At 53.0% G+C, this 20,453-nt stretch carries 19 protein-coding genes; 1 reads left to right on the forward strand and 18 read right to left on the reverse strand.

Going from position 1 to position 20,453, the window contains the following annotated elements:
* Positions 1 to 3: 3 nt before the first annotated feature.
* From ABR39_RS15440 to ABR39_RS15460, 5 genes are all read right to left on the reverse strand, one after another.
* A complete protein-coding gene (locus ABR39_RS15440) occupies positions 4 to 1,185 on the reverse strand; it encodes an amino acid ABC transporter permease (protein WP_047347649.1) in 1,182 nt (393 codons plus the stop codon).
* Positions 1,186 to 1,252: 67 nt separating this feature from the next.
* Positions 1,253 to 2,278, reverse strand: a complete 1,026-nt coding sequence (locus tag ABR39_RS15445) for an amino acid ABC transporter substrate-binding protein (RefSeq protein ID WP_023333654.1) — start codon at positions 2,276 to 2,278, stop codon at positions 1,253 to 1,255.
* 474 nt (positions 2,279 to 2,752) lie between these two features.
* Positions 2,753 to 2,974 carry a lipoprotein gene (locus ABR39_RS15450; protein ID WP_008502867.1) on the reverse strand — a complete coding sequence of 74 codons (222 nt, stop codon included), beginning with the start codon at positions 2,972 to 2,974 and terminating at the stop codon, positions 2,753 to 2,755.
* A 303-nt stretch (positions 2,975 to 3,277) separates the two neighbouring features.
* Entirely contained in the window at positions 3,278 to 6,391 is a 3,114-nt protein-coding gene (locus ABR39_RS15455; RefSeq protein ID WP_047347650.1) for an efflux RND transporter permease subunit, read from the reverse strand.
* Between the two features lie 11 nt (positions 6,392 to 6,402).
* The gene (locus ABR39_RS15460) at positions 6,403 to 7,542 is read right to left on the reverse strand and encodes an efflux RND transporter periplasmic adaptor subunit (RefSeq protein ID WP_047347651.1); all 1,140 of its coding nucleotides are present in this window, start codon (positions 7,540 to 7,542) and stop codon (positions 6,403 to 6,405) included.
* A gap of 388 nt (positions 7,543 to 7,930) precedes the next feature.
* Here ABR39_RS15460 and envR point away from each other — a divergent pair, with 388 nt between their 5' ends.
* A complete protein-coding gene (gene envR / locus ABR39_RS15465; protein WP_047347652.1) occupies positions 7,931 to 8,650 on the forward strand; it encodes an acrEF/envCD operon transcriptional regulator in 720 nt (239 codons plus the stop codon).
* Here the strand turns inward: envR and ABR39_RS15470 are convergent.
* From ABR39_RS15470 to msrP, 13 genes are all read right to left on the reverse strand, one after another.
* Positions 8,554 to 10,647: a putative bifunctional diguanylate cyclase/phosphodiesterase gene (locus ABR39_RS15470; RefSeq protein ID WP_047347653.1), complete on the reverse strand. Its 2,094-nt coding sequence runs from the start codon at positions 10,645 to 10,647 to the stop codon at positions 8,554 to 8,556. The genes envR and ABR39_RS15470 overlap by 97 nt on opposite strands.
* A 139-nt stretch (positions 10,648 to 10,786) precedes the next feature.
* Positions 10,787 to 10,951, reverse strand: a complete 165-nt coding sequence (locus tag ABR39_RS15475; RefSeq protein WP_023309432.1) for a DUF2556 family protein — start codon at positions 10,949 to 10,951, stop codon at positions 10,787 to 10,789.
* Between the two features lie 179 nt (positions 10,952 to 11,130).
* Complete coding sequence (gene fis / locus ABR39_RS15480; protein WP_000462905.1) at positions 11,131 to 11,427, reverse strand: DNA-binding transcriptional regulator Fis; 297 nt, start codon at positions 11,425 to 11,427, stop codon at positions 11,131 to 11,133.
* 23 nt (positions 11,428 to 11,450) lie between these two features.
* The gene (dusB, locus tag ABR39_RS15485; protein ID WP_047347654.1) at positions 11,451 to 12,416 is read right to left on the reverse strand and encodes a tRNA dihydrouridine synthase DusB; all 966 of its coding nucleotides are present in this window, start codon (positions 12,414 to 12,416) and stop codon (positions 11,451 to 11,453) included.
* Between the two features lie 330 nt (positions 12,417 to 12,746).
* A complete protein-coding gene (locus tag ABR39_RS15490; protein WP_047347655.1) occupies positions 12,747 to 13,487 on the reverse strand; it encodes a carbonic anhydrase in 741 nt (246 codons plus the stop codon).
* Between the two features lie 128 nt (positions 13,488 to 13,615).
* Positions 13,616 to 14,497 carry a 50S ribosomal protein L11 methyltransferase gene (gene prmA, locus ABR39_RS15495; protein WP_047347656.1) on the reverse strand — a complete coding sequence of 294 codons (882 nt, stop codon included), beginning with the start codon at positions 14,495 to 14,497 and terminating at the stop codon, positions 13,616 to 13,618.
* An 11-nt stretch (positions 14,498 to 14,508) separates the two neighbouring features.
* A complete protein-coding gene (gene panF / locus ABR39_RS15500) occupies positions 14,509 to 15,960 on the reverse strand; it encodes a sodium/pantothenate symporter (protein WP_047347657.1) in 1,452 nt (483 codons plus the stop codon).
* A complete protein-coding gene (locus ABR39_RS15505) occupies positions 15,950 to 16,192 on the reverse strand; it encodes a YhdT family protein (RefSeq protein WP_047347658.1) in 243 nt (80 codons plus the stop codon). The genes panF and ABR39_RS15505 overlap by 11 nt, the downstream gene beginning before the upstream one ends.
* A gap of 108 nt (positions 16,193 to 16,300) precedes the next feature.
* The gene (accC, locus tag ABR39_RS15510) at positions 16,301 to 17,650 is read right to left on the reverse strand and encodes an acetyl-CoA carboxylase biotin carboxylase subunit (RefSeq protein WP_023333644.1); all 1,350 of its coding nucleotides are present in this window, start codon (positions 17,648 to 17,650) and stop codon (positions 16,301 to 16,303) included.
* Between the two features lie 10 nt (positions 17,651 to 17,660).
* Positions 17,661 to 18,122: an acetyl-CoA carboxylase biotin carboxyl carrier protein gene (gene accB / locus ABR39_RS15515; RefSeq protein ID WP_010436174.1), complete on the reverse strand. Its 462-nt coding sequence runs from the start codon at positions 18,120 to 18,122 to the stop codon at positions 17,661 to 17,663.
* Positions 18,123 to 18,143: 21 nt separating this feature from the next.
* Positions 18,144 to 18,596: a type II 3-dehydroquinate dehydratase gene (aroQ, locus tag ABR39_RS15520; protein ID WP_023309405.1), complete on the reverse strand. Its 453-nt coding sequence runs from the start codon at positions 18,594 to 18,596 to the stop codon at positions 18,144 to 18,146.
* Positions 18,597 to 18,830: 234 nt separating this feature from the next.
* Positions 18,831 to 19,430 carry a protein-methionine-sulfoxide reductase heme-binding subunit MsrQ gene (gene msrQ / locus ABR39_RS15525; protein ID WP_047347659.1) on the reverse strand — a complete coding sequence of 200 codons (600 nt, stop codon included), beginning with the start codon at positions 19,428 to 19,430 and terminating at the stop codon, positions 18,831 to 18,833.
* A complete protein-coding gene (msrP, locus tag ABR39_RS15530) occupies positions 19,431 to 20,432 on the reverse strand; it encodes a protein-methionine-sulfoxide reductase catalytic subunit MsrP (protein WP_047347660.1) in 1,002 nt (333 codons plus the stop codon).
* Positions 20,433 to 20,453 lie beyond the last annotated feature (21 nt).

Consider the following 20,453-nt stretch of genomic DNA (forward strand, 5'->3'; position numbering starts at 1 on the left):
TCCTTAGCGCTCGACCAGTGCTATACGACGGTTATAAAGGTTCATCAGCAATGAAATCACCAGGCTGATGATCAGATAGACAGACATCGTGATGGCGATAGTTTCAATGGCTTGCCCGGTCTGGTTAAGCACGGTTCCGGCGAAGAGTGACACCATATCGGGGTAACCAATGGCAGCGGCCAGCGACGAGTTTTTGACGATGTTGAGATACTGGCTGGTCAGGGGCGGAATGATGACCCGTAAAGCCTGCGGAATGATGACCTGGCGAAGCGTCACGGTATGGGGCAATCCCAGAGAGCGCGCCGCCTCGTGCTGTCCGTACGGAACGGCCTGGATCCCCGCACGGATAATCTCAGCGATAAACGCGGACGTATAAATCGACAGCGCCAGCGTCAGGGCTGCCAGCTCGGGAATTAATACCATTCCGCCCTGAAAGTTAAAGCCACGCAGATGCGGAATGTCCCAGTGCAGCGCGGCCCCAAACAGCCAGTGTGCCACTAGCGGCAGGCTAACGATCAGGACGACAGCCGTCGGCCAGGTTCTGCGAAGCTGACCGGTTTTGACCTGATGCTTGCGGTTAAAACGAAATACCCCCGCAGAGAGGACAAGCGCTATCACAATCGCGGCGATGAACGCATACGCCCCTTCTCCAGGCTGAGGAGAAGGAATGGACAGCCCACGATTGCTCAGGAAAAACAGCTCAAATGCGTCAACGGCCTGACGAGGGCCGGGAAGGTTACGCAATACGGCGAAATACCAGAAGAAGATCTGCAGCAGCGGTGGGATGTTGCGGAACGTCTCGATATAAATAGTAGACAGTTTCCGCAGGAGCCAGTTTTCAGAAAGACGCGCCAGGCCAATGAAGAAGCCCAGTATCGATGCGAAGACAATACAAAGCGCCGATACCAACAGCGTATTCAATAGACCGACCACGAATACGCGGCCGTAGGTGTCTCCTTCCTGGTAATCAATAAGGTGCTGAACAATGCCAAACCCCGCGCTGCGATCCAAAAACGCAAAACCGGAGGTAATGCCGCGGTTATTCAGGTTGGTGATTGTGTTATGGATGAGATACACGGCGATGAGAACAACCGCAACGATAGCAATAATCTGGAATAGCCAGGCGCGGACCGCGGGATGAGAAAAGGATAGCGATCCTTTTACGGCTGAGCGGCGATGGGACATAAAGAAACCTCAGTAACCATGACTCTGGAGTGGGCACTGCCTGAGCGGTGCCCGTTACAGCTATGACTTAACGTACTGGTGGCGCGTACTGAATACCGCCGTTGTTCCAGAGATTGTTCTGGCCGCGTTTGATCTTCAGCGGGCTTTCCGATCCCACGTTGCGCTCAAAGATCTCAGAGTAGTTGCCCACCTGCTTGATGATGTTGTAAGCCCACTTGTTATCCAGCTTCAGATCCTTGCCGAAATCACCCTCTTTACCCAGCAGGTGTGCCATATCCGGGTTGGATGGTTTTGCGGCTTTCTCATCAACGTTTTTCGAGTTAATGCCCATCTCTTCTGCGTTCAGCATGGCGAACAGCGTCCAGCGAACAATGGAGAACCAGTCTTCATCGCCGCGGCGCACCACGGGGCCGAGAGGTTCTTTGGAGATCACTTCAGGCAGGACAATCCACTCTGCCGGGTTGCTCAGCTTAATACGTAAGGCATACAGCTGTGACTGGTCAGAGGCCAGCGTGTCACAACGACCGGATTCCAGCGCTTTAGCGGATTCATCCGAGCGGTCGAATGTGACCGGGGTGTATTTCATGTTATTCGCTTTGAAATAATCCGCGACGTTCAGCTCGGTATCGGTGCCCGCCTGGATACATACGGTCGCGCCATCCAGTTCTTTGGCGCTTTTCAGGCCAGCTTTATTGTGAGTCAGGAAACCGATGCCGTCATAATAGGTCACACCCGTAAATGACATCCCCATACCTGCATCACGGGAGGAGGTCCAGGTGGTATTACGGGAGAGCATGTCAACCTCACCGGATTGCAGCGCCGTAAAACGTTCTTTCGCCGTCAGCGGGGTATATTTTACTTTACTGTCATCACCAAAAACGGCGGCTGCGACGCCACGACAGACATCCACATCAATACCGGTAAATTTGCCGTTCGCATCGGCATAAGAGAAGCCAGGCAAACCGTCACTGATACCACATTGAACAAAACCTTTCTTTTTAACGGCATCCAGTGTCGTTCCCGCATGGGCTTGACCGGCTACGGCAAACAACATGCCTGCAGCGGCCAGGCTGGCTATCATCGTCTTTTTCATAATGCATCCTGTGTGGCGAAATTTATCGTTATAGAGGCGCTTTTAAACGCTTTACCTGTCTGTGGCGTTGGCCAACGTTTATAAAGCAAACGTAATGCCAGTTTTGCGTTCGATAAAATAAGTGATGATTGAACGCTTAATGCTGAGTGTAGACAGGCTTAAATAAAACGAGCGCCCCGAAACGGTGCGAAATTACAACCTGTGCCACAAATCGGAGCAAAAGTTTTAAGGAGAGTTAGAGGAAAGGGAGAGATAGTTTCCAGAGTGAATATTGGCAGGGTATTCAATAGTATTAATCTGTGAAAATCATCACGATAGAATATGAAATTTAAAGAAGTATACGAAAAAGATGTGACTGGCTTCTGGCTAAAATTAATTGCGCGAATAAATAGGGGGCTATTTTTTTACTTATTTAAAAATCCTGCACTCTTTAAAAGCAAAAGCGCGGCCAGAGCCGCGCTTTCTTAACAGATGTTACTTGGTCAGGGCAACGATACCCAGCGTCAAACCCGCCACTGCGGCAGCACCGCCGGCGATAGCACCCGCTGTTTCCCAGTTATCTTGGGTGGTGCCTTTCATACAGGTATTGGTATGAACCAGTCGGCCCTGGTCATCGTAAACCGGTACACATGGAGAGTCGTGCGCGCAACCAGCAAGCAGCGCAGCGAGTAGTGCAACGGAAATGAATCTTTTCATGATGTTACCTCAGTATTATTTCTCATCCGCTATAAAGCCAGGAGGGCTATTAACGAACTGGAGGTTATTTTACCACCGGGGTAACTCCTCGTTACACGAGGAATAATCTCAAATTATGTAGTTTGTAAAAATCGTGGAGAAAAAGCGGTTTCAGGATGAATTAATGGAGAAATTATGAAGCTGCAAGAGGCTGTTTTTACTTAATGCAAACCATCGTATTTTTAACACTGCTTTTGTGTAATGCCTAATTCATTGTTTAAGTTAAAAATAAAAAAGGCACCAGAGGTGCCTTTCAGGGAAAGATTAATCCTTATGGTTTGTAAACCGTCGCCGGACCACCACAAAGAAGACGGGTACGAAGAAAATCGCCAGAAGCGTTGCGGAAAGCATCCCTCCCATAACGCCCGTACCGACGGCGTTTTGCGCGCCGCTCCCGGCCCCGGTGCTGATCACCAGCGGCATGACGCCAAGAATAAAGGCCAGGGACGTCATCAGGATCGGGCGAAGGCGCATCCGTGAGGCTTCCAGCGTGGCCTCAATGATGCCTTTACCTTCTTTATCCATCAGGTCCTTAGCAAATTCGACGATCAGGATGGCGTTTTTCGCCGATAGACCAATCGTTGTCAGCAGGCCGACCTGGAAATAGACGTCATTGTTTAACCCGCGCAATGATGCTGCGAGAAGCGCCCCGATGACGCCCAGCGGTACAACCAGCATGACAGAGAACGGAATGGACCAGCTTTCATACAGGGCTGCCAGACACAGGAACACCACGATCAGTGAAATGGCGTACAGTGCAGGCGCCTGGTTACCCGAAAGCCGCTCCTGATAAGACATTCCTGTCCAGTCGTAGCCGATACCGGAAGGCAGTTTTGCCGCGAGGTTTTCCATCATGACCATCGCCTCACCGGTACTTTTTCCAGGAGCTGATTCACCGAGGATCTCCATCGATGGCATTCCGTTGTAGCGCTCCAGGCGAGGTGAACCATAAACCCAGTGAGCGTTGCTAAAGGCTGAGAACGGGACCATTTCTCCATTCGCGCTGCGCACGTAAAGGTTATTGATATCCCCCGGCAACATACGGAATTTTGCGTCGGCCTGGACGTAGACCTTTTTCACGCGACCGTGATCGATAAAGTCGTTCACATAGGTGCCACCTAAAGCCGTCGAGATCGTCTGGTTGACGTCAGAAAGACTGACGCCCAGCGCCTGCGCTTTCTCCTGATCGACATCGAGCTTGAACTGAGGGGTATCTTCAAGCCCGTTAGGACGCACGCGAACCAGAAGGTCAGGATGCTCTTTCACCATGCCGAGCAGTTGGTTTCGCGCCTGAGTCAGCTGCGTATGCCCAAGGTTCGCCTGGTCAATCAACTCAAAGTCGAAGCCCGTAGCGGTACCCAGCTCAATAATTGCAGGCAGGTTAAACGGGAACACGAGTCCATCTTTAATCTGACTGAAGGCTTTGGTCGCGCGACCGACAATGGCCTCGACGCCATTTTTCTCCCCCGGGCGTTCCTCCCAGGGCTTCAGGCTGACGAAGGCAATACCGGAGTTCTGACCCTGGCCGCTAAAGCTAAAGCCGTTAACGGTAAAGACAGATTCCACGTTCGCCTTTTCGTTGTTCAGATAGTAGTTCTGAACCTGGTCGAGTACCTGCTGAGTCCGCGTCTGGGTTGCGCCCGCCGGAAGTTGAACCATCGTCATAAACACGCCCTGATCTTCTTCGGGCAGGAAGGAGGTGGGCAAGCGAAGGAAGAGCACCGCCATCCCGGCGACGATAATGACGTACACCACCAGATAGCGGCCGGTCTTGCGCAAAATACCGCTCACGCTGTTGCTATAGTGCTCCACGCTCTTATCGAAGCGCGCATTAAACCAGCCAAAGAAGCCACCCTTTTTCTCGTGACGATCGTGGGAGACGGGCTTAAGCAACGTTGCACAGAGTGCTGGCGTCAGGATCAGCGCAACCAGTACCGACAGCGCCATGGCGGAAACGATAGTCAGCGAAAACTGGCGATAGATAGCCCCCGTCGAACCGCCAAAAAAGGCCATCGGAATAAAGACCGCCGAGAGTACCATGGCGATCCCCACCAGTGCGCCCTGGATCTGCTCCATCGACTTTTGCGTGGCCTCTTTCGGCGGCAGGTTGTCCTCGACCATGACGCGTTCAACGTTCTCAACGACCACGATAGCGTCATCGACCAGCAGGCCTATCGCCAGCACCATACCGAACATCGTCAAGGTATTGATAGAGAAGCCGAACGCTGCCAGAACCGCGAAGGTGCCCAGCAGAACGACCGGCACCGCGATAGTCGGGATGAGCGTCGCCCGCAGGTTTTGCAGGAACAGGTACATAACCAGGAAGACGAGAACGATCGCTTCAAACAGGGTCTTCACCACTTCGTGAATGGAGATTTTCACAAAAGGTGTGGTGTCATAGGGGTAGACTACTTTTAGCCCCTGCGGGAAGAACTGCTGCAGCTGCGCCAGTTTGCTCTTGATGGCTGCCGCCGTGTCCAGCGCATTTGCCCCGGTTGCTAGCTTAATCCCCAGGCCGGTCGCCGCCTGCCCGTTGATTTTGGTCACCATATTGTAGTTTTCGCCACCGAGCTCAATGCGAGCCACATCCTTCAGATGAACCATCGAGCCGTCCTGGTTCACCTTGAGCGTCACGCGACCAAACTCTTCCGGTGATTTCAGGCGAGTTTGCGCAATGATCGAGGCATTCAGCTGCTGCCCGGGAATGGACGGCGTTCCGCCCAGCTGGCCTGCCGCTATCTGGTCGTTCTGCGTTTTAAGCTGGTTGATAATATCCAGCGGCGTCAGCTGGTATTTGTTCATCGCGTTGCTGTCGAGCCAGATGCGCATCGCATACTGAGCACCAAACAGCTGAACGTCACCGACGCCAGACGTTCGGCTGATAGCATCTTTGACGTTCGAAGCGACGTAGTCTGAGATGTCATTTTGCGAAAGGTTCTTGTTGTCTGAAACAAAACCGGCAACAAGCAGGAAGCTGCTACTGGATTTCTCAACGCCAATTCCTTGCTGCTGAACCTCTTGCGGCAGCAGCGGCATGGCGAGCTGCAGCTTGTTCTGAACCTGCACCTGGGCGATATCCGGATCGGTTCCTGACTCGAAGGTCAGGGTGATGGTGACGTTACCCGCTGAATCGCTGGTGGAGGACATATACATCAGGTTATCGATACCGTTCATGTTCTGTTCGATAACCTGGGTCACGGTATCCTGCACCGTTTGAGCATCCGCACCCGGGTAGGTTGCGGATATCGCCACGGCGGGAGGCGCAATGGTCGGATACTGTGCGACGGGAAGTTTGAGAATGGCCAGCCCGCCTGCAATCATTAAAATGATGGCAAGTACCCAGGCAAAAACCGGTCTCTGAATAAAGAAATTAGCCATGTCGTCGTCCCTTAACTGGCTGGCGCTGTGGATGTATCAGGCGTGGCGACGACGGTTGCCCCTGGTCTGACTTTCTGTAACCCGCTGACGATGACGCGATCGCCGTTTTTCAGCCCTTCCGTCACCAGCCAGCGATCGCCAATCGCTTGAGGGGCGACGACGGTACGCGACTCAACCTGGTTTTTATCATTCACCACCAGAACGGTTGCATCGCCTCGCGGCGTACGTGTTACCCCTTGCTGTGGAACCAGAATCGCATCCGGCTGCGTGCCTTCATCAATGCGGGCGCGAACAAACATGCCGGGTAACAACAGATGCTGAGGATTCGGGAAAATAGCGCGCAGGGTAATCGAGCCGGTACTTTCATCGACCGTGACGTCAGAGAATTGCAATGTGCCTTTCAGCGGATAGGGCTGACCATTTTCCATCAGCAGCTCAACGGTGCTGGCGGTATCACCTTTTTGCAGGCTCGTCTGTTTCAGGCGCAAAAAATCATTACTGGACTGGGTGACATCGACATACATTGGATCAAGCTGCTGGACCGTTGCCAGCGCTGCGGCTTGTCCGTTAGTGACGAGTGCGCCTTCGGTTACGCTGGATTTGCCTATGCGGCCATCGACAGGAGACGTCACTTTGGTATAGGCAAGGTTAATACGCGCACTTTCAACGCCGGCTTTTGCGGCAACGACGCTGGCATCTGCCTGCTGCGCTGTGGCAACGGCCTGGTCATACTCCTGCTTACTGACATACTGTGTCCCCACCAATGGGAGATAACGTTTCACCGTCAGGTGCGCAATACTGGCCGCCGCCTGGGTCTTCGCCAGCTCGCCTTTCGCGCTGTCATAGGCCGCCTGATAGGTTGCAGGATCAATCTGATAAAGTGATTCACCCGCTTTTACATCGCTACCTTCCACGAAGTTGCGACGCAGGATAATGCCGCTAACCTGAGGTCGAACCTCCGCAACCCGAAATGCCTCTGTTCTGCCCGGGAGTTCAGTGGTGACAGCCAGAGGTGCGCTTTTCACGATGTGCACGCTGACCTGAGGCGCCTGCGGGGACTGTTGTTGTTTTTCCTGACCATCGCATCCAGTGAGCAGTACCGCGCAGACAATGAAACCGGATAAGGGTAAGCGTCTGAAATAATTCGTCATTGCTGTTCCTTTAAATACCCATTAACCGATATATGCCGTGAACCGGTAGCTGGGGCAGAGGGATAAAAAATAAAATGTAGCTGCGTATAATAATGAGGGTATTTAATGTTTTTTAATTTATAAGTGCGAATGACCAGGCCTGAAGACAAAATCAGAATCGGTCCCGGCACTTTCAGCGGTATACTTCTGGCGAATTAATCAGATAATCAGGGTTTAATGCTCTCTAATTATTCATGCCATGAATTTATTTGTTTTGATGTATTTGCATTAATTATAAATTATGCGCGTTGACTTTTTTTGTGCAAAATTAAAACGGATTTTGGTGAATACTTTCATTTCCATGAACGCAGTAATACCTTTAAACCTTGTGCATAACGAGTAGTTGTCTATGGCGCGTAAAAAGAAAGAAGAGGCTCAACAAACCCGGCAGCAGCTGATTGAGGCAGCTATCGGACAGTTTGCGACGCGTGGCGTAGCCAGCACGACGCTGACGGATATCGCGGATGCCGCCAGGGTGACGCGCGGCGCGATCTACTGGCACTTCACCAGTAAATCTGAAATATTTAATGCCATCTGGGAACAGCAATTACCGCTTCGCGACATTATTCGCGACAGGCTCTCTCTTTCCGAAAATGATGACCCGTTGTTAATGCTTCGTGAGCAATTTATTACTGCGCTGCAGTATATTGCGCAAGAGCCTCGGCAATGCGCACTTTTGCAAATTCTGTATCATAAGTGTGAATTTAGCAGCGATATGATTTCAGAGAGTGAAATCAGAAAGCGTATTGGATTCAATTATGAGACGCTACGCGTCGCGCTGGAGGCCTGTATTTCGCGGAAAATTATTTCGTCAAAGGTGAATGTTGATCTCACCTTGATCGTATTCCACGGTTTTTTTAGCGGAATAATTAAAAACTGGTTAATGAATAACGACAGTTTTAATCTTTATCAGCAGGCGCCAGCCCTGGTCGATAGCATTCTGGCGACACTCCCTGTCATTCGCGTATCGCCTCATGATAATGCTTGCAGCTCCGCGCCGGGTACCATTTCCCCTCGGGCACAAAGTGCCTCTATGGTCTGCGCGCTGACCGGTTTACCTAACAGATAACCCTGAAGGGTGTTACAGCCCAGTTCGGTCAAAAAGGTTTGCTGAGCCTCAGTTTCCACGCCCTCTGCCACGACTTTCAGGTTAAGCGTTTTTGCAAGGGCCACAATCGCGGAGACAATAGTCGCATCCTCGCTTTCCCCGCTTAACTCTTTCACAAACGCTCTGTCGATTTTCAATTCACAGGCCGGTAAGCGTTTAAGATACAGCAGGCTCGAGTACCCGGTACCAAAGTCATCAATGGAGGCTTTCACGCCCGCGTTCGTCAGCTCTGTCAGCACCCGCACGCTCTCATCCGGATTGCTCATCGCAGTGGTTTCCGTCACTTCCAGGATCAGCATTTCCGGTGGCACATGGTGAAGTGCCAGGCAGTCGAGAACCGTTTTAACCAGCGAAGGTTGTTCGAATTGCAATGTTGACAGGTTTACCGCCATTGACCAGCTTTGATGCCCCTGAAGATGCCATTCCCGCAGCTGGCGACAGGCTTCATTCATCACCCAGTTGCCAATCGGGATGATAAGCCCCGTTTTTTCCGCCAGCGGCAGGAAAAGATCCGGGGTCAGTAATCCCTGTTTAGGATGCTGCCAGCGCAATAGCGCCTCAAATCCAAGGATAGGCCCCGCCGGGGCGTGAAATTTTGGCTGATACAGCAGGCGCAGCTCATTGCGATCGATCGCCATCCACAGATCGTTCATCAGCTGGAGATGGGTCTGTGCCAGGGTGTTCATGGAAGGCTGGAAAAAGTGGTAACCGTTCCGGCCCATATGCTTCGTGTGGTACATCGCCGCATCGGCGTTAAACATCAGCTCGCGCTCGGTTTTGCCGTCGTGAGGATAAAGTGCAATACCGATACTGAGGGTCACCACCAGTTCATAGGGATCGATATTGAACGGGCTATCGATCGCGCGCACCAGGGAATTGGCCAGCGAGGCCGCATCGTCCGGACCTTCTCCCTCTGCCAGCAGGACAAACTCATCACCGCCGATGCGAGCGAGGGTAAACTGGCCTTTCAGCAGAAGCAGCAAGCGCTGCGTAACGGCGACCAGCAGTTTGTCACCGACATCATGGCCGTAGGCGTCATTGATGGCTTTAAAACCGTCGAGATCCATGAACATCAGGGCAAAATGGGTACCTTCACGGTCGGCTTTGCTGATGGCCTGATCGAGTCTGTCTTCCAGCAGGATGCGGTTCGGCAGACGCGTTAGCGTATCCTGCAGCGCCAGCTGAGCGAGCTCCCGGTTCGCTTCTGCAAGCGACGAGGCCAGAAGGGCGGTACGTGCCTGAAGGCGGGCATCCAGCATCGACACCAGCAGGGTGATCCCAAGAATAGAGAGCGCGACGACGCTGACCAGCACCGCCAGCCAGCTTCCGTTAATGCCGTCATGATGAACCATTGTGGACATCGGAAACTGTGCGGCTTTCATCCCGGCGTAGTGCATACCGGCAATGGCAATCCCCATCGTGATGGCGGCACCCATGCGCATCAGTACGACCTGCGCGGCTTCGTGACGCAGGCGGAAGGTCAGCCATAAGGCCGCGAGTGAAGCGGCAAGCGCAATCGCGACCGAAATAGCCACCCACAACTTGTCCCAGATAATCCCGGGCATCACTTCCAGCGCCGCCATGCCGGTGTAATGCATTGCAACAATACCGCTTCCCATCACCAGCGCGCCGGGCAGCAGCCGGCGCAAGCGCAATTGTTCACAGCTCACGAGCCATAGCGCAAACAGCGACGACCCTACGGCGATGACCATGGATAACACCGTCAGGGTAGCGTTGTAGCTCATGCTCATGGAGAGGTCCATCGCCAGCATGCCGATAAAATGCATGGCCCATACGCCAATGCCCATTGCAATTCCGCCGCCAGCCAGCCAGACGCGGGCAGCAACGCCCTGACTCCCGGCGACGCGTGCAGCCATATTCAGCGCGGTATACGCCGCAAGGATGGCAACTACGAAGGAGAGGACTACAAGGATATGGTTGTATTGGCTAACCAGCATGGTCGGTTCTACTCGAGTGTGAGGTTACGCTAGAGCGGTTGAGAAGGGCGAGACATTATCACCGTAAGGTAACGGCTCAAAGGGATTTAAATCCCCGTTTTTAGTGGGTAATAAGGGGGCGGTTTGCGCGATCGGGCGGTTAGTCGAGCTCTGAGCAGTTCACTAATTTCAGCGGATTCACGGAGTTCATATTGCGACACTTATCGGTCTCGGTGCTCATCAGTTCAATCCACTGCATCAGGAGCGTATCGAAGATGAGAACGGAGATTGCAAAGACAACCAGCCACCAGTATTTACGAATCATTGTGTCATTCCGCGAGAAGAGCGCCAGTAGAGTGGGGGAAAATATACACGAAAAGACGCGCTTTAAAAGCGGGATAAGCGAAGGTTTACAAAGCGTTGACGGAGAGGGGGGAGGAAATAAAAAAGGCGCATCCCCATGCCAGGTAGCGCCTTTTTAAACAAGCATTTCGCTAACCGAAATTAGTTCATGCCGTATTTTTTCAGTTTCTTACGCAGAGTACCACGGTTGATACCCATCATCAGCGCAGCGCGGGTTTGGTTACCGCGGGTGTATTGCATCACCATGTCCAACAGTGGCTGTTCAACTTCAGCCAGTACCAGCTCATACAGATCATTAACATCCTGACCATTCAGTTGAGCAAAATAGTTCTTCAGTGCCTGTTTAACCGAGTCACGCAGGGGCTTTTGAGTTACCTGATCCTGAGAGTTTACGGTAGATACGGTCAGTACGTCAGAATTTACGCGTTGTTCGAACATAGTTCTGTCAGCTCTTTATTTCATTACGCAAGATTTTCGAAGTATGCCTCCAACGCCTCCAGCTGTACGCTGGCATCCTCTATGGCGTTGAATGTGCGCCGAAACTGGTCATCTGGAGCATGCTCCTGGAGATACCAGGAGACGTGTTTACGCGCAATTCGGTACCCTTTTGCCTGACCATAAAAGTCATGCAATTCCCGAACATGCGAGCAAAGCAAGCGCTTAACCTCTGCCAGCGGCAGCGGGGCAAGCAGCTCCCCAGTGTCCAGATAATGCTGGATTTCCCGAAAGATCCAGGGTCTTCCCTGAGCGGCACGTCCTATCATCAGAGCATCAGCTCCCGTATAGTCGAGTACAGCTCTGGCTTTAAGCGGGTCAGTTATGTCGCCATTCGCGATAATCGGAATGGAAACTTTCTGCTTAACTGCCCGAATGCTGTCGTATTCAGCTTCACCGTTGAACAAACAGGCGCGAGTGCGTCCATGAATGGTCAGGGCCTGAATGCCACAGTCTTCGGCCAGTTGGGCAATTTCTACACAGTTACGGTGTTCCGGCGACCAACCCGTGCGAATCTTCAACGTAACAGGAACGTCCACTGCGCTGACAACCGCCGTCAGGATAGATTTCACCTGGTCGGGGTATTGCAGAAGGGCTGAACCTGCAAGCTTGCGATTCACCTTTTTGGCCGGGCACCCCATATTGATATCAATAATCTGGGCACCACTTTCCACGTTAATCCGCGCGGCATCTGCCATCTCTTCAGGCACGCTTCCGGCAATTTGCACGGTGCGAATACCTGGTTCATCAACGTGCACCATCCGAAGGCGGGATTTATCGCTTTCCCAAACCTGCGGGTTAGACGACATCATCTCGGATACGGTTAAACCGGCTCCCATCTCATAACACAGCGTCCTGAACGGCCGGTCTGTAATACCTGCCATTGGGGCTGCGATCAGGCGATTTCTAAGCTGGTGGTGTCCGATGCGCATGAGTTAAGAAATGACCATACTGTGACTGCAAGGCGGCGTATATTACGCATTTTTTGCACGAGATGAAAGGCCAAACTTTGAACAATCCACTGTTGTAGATCAAGGAATCGCCGCTCAATCTGTCCGTTCAAAATTATTCATTATTTAAATCATTATGTTATGCGGGAATGGTTATTTTATGGACGCTTACAATTTCCCGTAACTTCTCATCATTTCTGAATAAAAGCGTCACTGACGCGGGATAATCTGCTGTTTTTAGCAGCAGATTATCCCGCTTCTTTGCGATCTGCGTCGCATTTTAGAACATGATCGTCATGCGAAAAATGCGTCTTATTCGACCACAACACGCCCATGCAGCGACTGTACCGGACGGTTATTATCGTGGTGCATGGTATGGGTGAATTTTTCGAGCTGTTCTGCAGAAACCGTCATGGGGTGCTTAAGCACAATCCATGTGACGCCTTCTGAGCACGGTGGGGTGGTCAGTGAACCGCTAAAGCGCCAGTACGTTTTATCTTTCGGCAGCAGTGTGTTCAGGTTGAGATTATCTTTGATGGAGACGTTCTGCTCGGCCAGCTGAGGCATAACGCTCCACAGTTTTTCAAGTTCCGGGTTTGCGGTCCCTTTATCGAACATGACCGCCACCACCGCCAGTTCTCCGCCGGCATTTTTATGAACCAGGTGCATTTCCATCGCATATCTCTTGCCGTGAACGGTGTTTTCGCTCGGCGCGTGGAAATGGAACTGCTGTAACGTCCAGGTTTGCTTATCCAGAGTAAGGGTATCGCGGGTGTCAGCCGGTTCACTGGCCTGAATGGTATGGCCGTTGTTTGTCAGCGTCACGGGGCCATCAATGTAGTGCGTTTGTAGCGGGGAGAGATGGGCGTCAACGGTTGAATCAATATTAATGGGAGACTGGTTCATTCCGTTTTGACAGGTCTTGTATGCCTCATCCAGTTCGCCCCAGTGTTCCGGTGAACTATTTCCTTCGTAGCCCCAGTGTGATGCGAATGCCGAAGCCGAGATCATGCTCAGCGTCAGCAGCGCTGCCTTGCCTGTAATGTGTTTCATCATATTCTTCCGGTGAATTTTTGTAATACAAATCAACATGATTTGTATGGGTATATTACCGAAGAATGACCGGAGGAGAGAAAATTATCAGAGGCAGAAAGGCGTGGTCAGATGACCACGCCAGATTCTTATTTTTTACGACCGGTGATACGACACCACTCTTCTTTTTCCACCACCGGGTCGAGATCAAAGAGATCGGCATAAGCTTCACACACGCTATCAGCCTGGCTTGCCAGAATACCGGAAAGCCCCAGCAGACCGCCCTCAACGGGCAGCACGCTGATTAACGGAGCAAGCTCGCGCAGCGGGCCCGCCAGAATGTTGGCGACCACCACATCTGCTTTCATGGCTTCTGGCTGCGCATCCGGCAGATACAGCTCCAGACGATCGGAGACGCCGTTGCGTTCTGCGTTATCGCGGCTGGCCTGAATCGCCTGTGGATCGATATCGATCCCGATGGCTTTTGCCGCACCCAGCTTCAGGGCGGCAATCGCGAGGATCCCGGATCCACAGCCGAAGTCGATCACCGTCTTACCGTCAAGATCCAGACCATCCAGCCACTGCAGGCACAGGGAGGTCGTTGGATGGGTGCCGGTACCAAACGCCAGGCCCGGGTCGAGCATCACGTTAACCGCGCTTTCATCGGGAACATCGCGCCAGCTTGGGCAGATCCACAGGCGTTTGCCGAACTGCATCGGGTGGAAGTTATCCATCCACTCGCGTTCCCAGTCTTTGTCTTCAAGCTGTTCGATTTTGTGCGCAAAGCCCGCGCCCAGCAGAGGATGATTTTCCAGAATCGCGACCACTTCTTTCATGTCGGTTTCGGCATCAAACAGACCAATAACGTCGGTGTCGCCCCACAGGCGGGTTTCACCCGGCAGTGGCTCAAAGACCGGCGTGTCATGCGTGTCCTGGAAGGTGATAGAGACCGAGCCGGCCTCCATCAGCGCATCGCTCAGTTCCTCGGCGTTAGCGCCGGTTGTGTTCAGTTTTAGTTGGATCCACGGCATGGCAAAACTCTTTATTTATCAGAAGAAATCATAGCGGGTTGTGGCGCGGGCTGACCGAAACGGTTCCCCACCACAAACGCCAGTAAACTTAGCAGTAACGAAGGCACAATCGGATGGAAGCCCAGGTACTGAATTTTAAACGTAGCGAGAACGGCATACAGCACACCGCCGACAATCATGCCGCTCAGCGCGCCCGCAGCGTTCGCGCGTTCCCAGTAGAGCCCTAACACCAGCGGCCACAGGAAAACGGCTTCAAGGCCGCCAAACGCCAGCAGATTCAGCCAGATGATCATCTCCGGCGGGCGCCATGCGGCCAGCAGCAGCAGTGCCCCTAATACCAGCGTAATCACCGCAGACATACGCTTTAAGCGCCGTTCGTTTTCCATCTGCTCGGGATGCAAGTTCAGATAAAGATCTTTGATAATCGTAGCGGAACTTTGCAGCAGCTGAGCGTTGATTGTCGACATAATGGCAGCCATCGGCGCAGCAAGGAAAATCCCGGCAGCAAACGGTGGAAGCACTTTAACCATCAGGGTTGGGATCACCAGATCGGGCACTGTGAGGTCCGGAATCACCGCACGGCCTAATGCACCTGCCAGATGCATGCCCAGCATCAGTATCGCCACCACAATGGTCCCGATAATAATCCCGCGATGGACGGCCTTACTGTCCTTATATGAGATACACCGTACGGCGGTATGCGGCAGGCCAATGACGCCGAAGCAGACCAGCACCCAGAAAGAGGTCATAAAGGTTGGCGAAAGGATGTCATCTGCACCCTGTGGAGCGACCAACTTCGGGTCAATCGCTTCAAGGGTTTCAACGGCGTGGCTCAGCCCCCCTGCGGCATGGACAACCCCAACCAGCAGCACGATGGTCCCGATGAGCATCACCATGCCCTGCATGGTGTCGTTCAGCACGCTGGCGCGGAATCCACCAAACGCCGTATAGAGCGCGATACTGATCCCAAAGATAAGCAGGCCTGTCTCGTACGGGATCCCTGCTGCGGTTTCCAGCAGACGGGCTCCGCCAATAAACTGCACCGTCATCGCGCCAATAAAAGCGACCAGCAGGCTTAAGCTTGCCAGCCATACCAGTAAACGGCTGCGGTACCGTGCAAACAGCATGTCGTTCAGCGTCACGGCGTTATAACGACGGGCCAGAATAGCGAATTTCTTGCCGAGTATACCCAGAGAGAGCCAGACGGCCGGAAGCTGAATCATTGCCAGCAGCACCCAGCCTAGCCCATATTTGTAGGCAGCACCGGGACCGCCAATAAATGAACTGGCACTGATATAAGTGGCTGTCAGCGTCATCGCTAAAACGATGCCGCCCATCGAACGGCTGCCAAGAAAATATTCATTCAGGAAGGTGCCTGTTGCCCTTTTACGCATGGCATAAACGGACAAACCAAACACGACCAGCAAATACGCGATAAGCGGCAGAATGACTTCAAGCTGCATCATCGTCCTCCAGCGAAATATCACGATAGATGAATTTCACCATCGCCCAGCACAGCAGGATAAACACCAGCGGAACCAGCAGACAGGCCATTTCAAACCAGTGCGGCAGGCCAGTTATGCCGATAGCGGAATCAGGTAAGTAAGCAGTTACTAACCATGCTGCGAGATAGAGAAGGGTCAGCCACAGCGCCCAGCGCGCTTCTTTATGGGCCTGAACAAAACGTTTGTCCATTGTTTGTCCCTTGTGGATGAAGAAAGCGGGGATTGTACATGATGAGGCTTTCCAGGCCCCAGAAATAAAAAAGGCCGGAAAATCCGGCCTTTTAGCAAAGATGCTGTATTACTTCTCGTTCAGACCGAGTTTTTTCTCCAGATAGTGGATGTTGGTTCCACCATTCTGGAAGTGCTCGTCACTCATGATACGCATCTGCAGATCAACGTTGGTTTTGATTCCGTCGATGATCAGCTCCTGCAGGGCGTTCTTCATGCGGGCAATCGCCACGTCACGGTTTTCGCCATAGCAGATAAGCTTGCCGATCATTGAGTCATAGTACGGCGGTACGGTGTAACCGGCGTAGATATGAGACTCCCAGCGCACGCCAAAGCCACCCGGCGCGTGGAAACGCGTGATTTTACCCGGGCTTGGCAGGAAGGTGTTCGGGTCTTCGGCGTTGATACGGCACTCTACCGCATGGCCTTTCACCACAACTTCTTCCTGCTTGATGGACAGCGGCTGGCCCGCAGCGATGCGCAGCTGTTCTTTGATCAGGTCAACGCCGGTGATCATTTCGGTAACCGGGTGTTCAACCTGAATACGGGTGTTCATTTCAATGAAGTAGAACTCGCCGTTTTCGAACAGGAACTCGAAGGTACCCGCACCGCGATAGCCGATATCGACACACGCTTTGGAGCAACGCTCGCCGATATAGCGACGCAGTTCCGGGGTAATGCCCGGTGCTGGTGCTTCTTCGACCACTTTCTGGTGACGACGCTGCATGGAGCAGTCACGTTCTGCCAGATAGATGGCGTTACCCTGACCGTCTGCCAGCACCTGAATTTCGATGTGGCGTGGGTTTTCCAGGTATTTTTCCATGTACACCATGTCATTGCTGAAAGCGGCTTTCGCTTCAGCTTTGGTCATGGAGATGGACTGAGCCAGTTCAGCATCGCTGCGCACAACGCGCATACCGCGACCGCCGCCGCCGCCGGACGCTTTGATGATAACCGGGTAGCCAATGCGTTTAGCATGAGCACGGTTAGCATCCATGTCGTCGGTCAGAGGGCCGTCAGAGCCTGGTACGGTTGGAACACCGGCTTTTTTCATCGCGGTGATCGCAGACACTTTGTCGCCCATCAGGCGGATGGTGTCGGCTTTCGGGCCGATGAAGATAAAGCCAGAGCGTTCAACCTGCTCAGCAAAGTTGGCGTTCTCAGAGAGGAAGCCGTAACCCGGATGAATTGCCACCGCGCCGGTGATTTCAGCGGCGCTGATGATAGCCGGGATGTTCAGATAGCTTTTTACGGACGGAGCCGGGCCAATACAGACCGTCTCATCCGCCAGCAATACGTGTTTTAAATCGCGATCCGCGCTTGAGTGCACAGCGACGGTCTTGATGCCCAGTTCTTTACAGGCACGAAGAATACGCAGAGCAATCTCGCCGCGGTTGGCGATAACAATTTTATCCAGCATGTTCGCCTCGTTACTCGATGACGACCAGCGGCTCGTCAAATTCAACCGGCTGACCACTTTCGACCAGAATCGCTTTCACAGTACCTGATTTGTCTGCTTCGATCTGGTTCATCATTTTCATCGCTTCAACGATGCACAGGGTATCGCCTACGTTGACTTTCTGACCCACTTCGATGAACGCCTTCGCGTCCGGGCTCGGGGTGCGGTAGAAAGTACCAACCATTGGGGAACGTACGATGTGACCACTGATTTCTGCTGCAGCGGCAGGTGCGGCTTCAGCTGCTGGTGCAACGGCTGCAGAGAGCGCAGGCTGCTGCACTGGCGCAGCATAAGCCTGCTGCATTACCGGGAAGCTAGCGGCTGGGGCTGCACGGCTGATGCGTACAGACTCTTCGCCTTCAGAAATTTCCAGTTCGGAGATGCCTGATTCTTCAACCAGCTCGATCAGTTTTTTAATCTTACGAATATCCATGAGTGGGTTCCGTACTCTTGTTTAGTGTGATTGTGACAAGCGTTTTACCGCTGTCTGTAAAGCGTATGAATAGCCGTCAGCGCCCAGTCCGCAGATAACGCCAGCAGCGATATCCGACAGATACGAATGGTGGCGGAACGGCTCTCGGGCGTGCACATTACTGAGGTGGATCTCGATAAACGGGATACTCACCGCAAGCAGTGCGTCACGGATAGCAACACTGGTGTGCGTAAACGCGGCCGGATTAATCAGGATATAGTCCACATTGTCTTTAGCCTGATGAATACGGTCGATGAGTGCGTACTCCGCATTCGACTGAAAATGATCCAAATCCACATTCAGTGACGCTGCTTCCGTTCCCAGACGGTTAACAATTTCACTTAATGTCAGCGTGCCGTACTTCTCTGGCTCACGGGTGCCGAGCATGTTCAGGTTCGGTCCGTTCAAAACTAAGATATGGAACTTATCAGTCATTGTGCTGCCATCTCCTGCGATTTTCCGGTAAAAAACAAAATATACCTTCGAAGCGCAATTGTCACCTTTTCAGAGGCTTAAAACCGCTGTCAGGCGAACCAAGGTCGCACATTATAACGATTTCGTAGCATTTAGCAGCTAAATACTGGTCTTATCAGGGAAGATTATCAACCGCTATCCGAAAAAGATTTGCGGTTGACGGGGAATCTGCGGGAAAACGCACAGTTTCGCGAACTATCGCAACCACTGGCGGAACTTCTTGTAACGCCATGCTAAAAGTGCCACGGCCGCCAGTGCGTAAAGGACTGGCTGAGGCGAGAGGATCTTCACCGACCACAGGTAATGAATGGGGGCGAGGATCGCGACAAGATAGACGAAGTTGTGCAACAGTTGCCAGCGCCTGCCCAGCTTACGCTGCGCATACTGCGTAGACGTCAGCGCTAACGCCAGTAAAACCAGCCAGCTCACGATACCCAGCGTCAGATAAGGACGTGTCACCAGTTCTCGGCCCAGCAGCGCCAGATTGTTGATGCCCAGTTCCAGCAGCCCATAGCTGGTAAGGTGCAGCGTCGCCCAGGCAAAACACCATAGCCCCAAAAGCCGACGGGTTCGTATCAATAATGGCTGTTTAGCGTAGCGCGCCAGCGGCGAGACGAGCAAGGTCGCCAGCAAAAATTTCAGAGCCATCCGACCCGTAAAATGCTGAATATCCTTGGCCGGGTCTGCGCTAAAGAGCCCCTGGCTGGCGGCCCAGAACAGCCATATAAAAGGAAGTAACCCGGCCAGGTGCAGCAGCACCTTCAGCCAGGTAATCTGCTTTGCCGTTAAACGCACTTAGAAATTCTCCCGTAAATTCAGCCCACGGTAGAGGGAAGCCACTTCATCGGCATAGCCGTTAAACAGCAGCGTCGGCTGGCGCTTGACGTCCAGCGCGCCGCCGGAACCGATAAAACGCTCGGTTGCCTGCGACCAGCGCGGGTGATCCACATGCGGATTCACGTTCGCGAAGAAACCGTATTCGTCCGGCGCCGCCAGATTCCAGGTGGTTGGCGGACGTTCGCGAGTGAGCTTAATGCTGACGATAGATTTAATCCCTTTGAAGCCATATTTCCACGGCACGGTTAAACGGATGGGGGCGCCGTTCTGCGGGGGAAGCGCTTTGCCATAAACGCCGACGGTCAGCAGGGTAAGGGGATGCATCGCTTCGTCGAGACGTAACCCTTCGACATAGGGATACTCCAGCCCGCCGCCGATAAACCGGTCTTTCTGCCCTGGCATCTCGTCCGGCGCATAACGCGTCTGGAAAGCGACATATTTTGCGTTGCTGGTGGGCTCAGCCATCGCCAGCAATTTATGCAGCGGGAAGCCTACCCAGGGCACTACCATCGACCACGCCTCCACGCAGCGCATGCGATAGATACGCTCTTCGAGGGGAAAACGGGTGGTGAGATCGTGATGGTCCAGCGTCAGGGGTTTTGCCACTTCGCCCTCAATTTTCAACGTCCACGGATCGGTTTTGAGGCTGCCTGCGTTGGCTGCAGGATCGGCCTTGTCGAGACCAAATTCGTAGAAGTTGTTGTAGCCGGTAACTTTATCTTCCGGCGTGAGCGTCAGTTTATTTTGCCATTGGGCGGGTTTCGTGAAGGTGAGCGGTGCGCCGGAAGGTGCCTTTGGCCGATCGTTGCCTTTAAACCAGTCGAGCAGGTCGGCGTGTGCCGCCGGTGAGAGCGTGAGCGCGGTGGCGCTGATGCCAAGCATTTTCAGGATCTGGCGGCGCTGTAACATAAAGACAGACTCAGACGTTACGTCGGCTTCCGTCAGTTTTCGATTTTTCATGGCATCCTCCGTCATGCGTTT

Origin of the sequence: Enterobacter genomosp. O (assembly GCF_001022965.1) — a bacterium.
Classification (GTDB): domain Bacteria; phylum Pseudomonadota; class Gammaproteobacteria; order Enterobacterales; family Enterobacteriaceae; genus Enterobacter; species Enterobacter cloacae_L.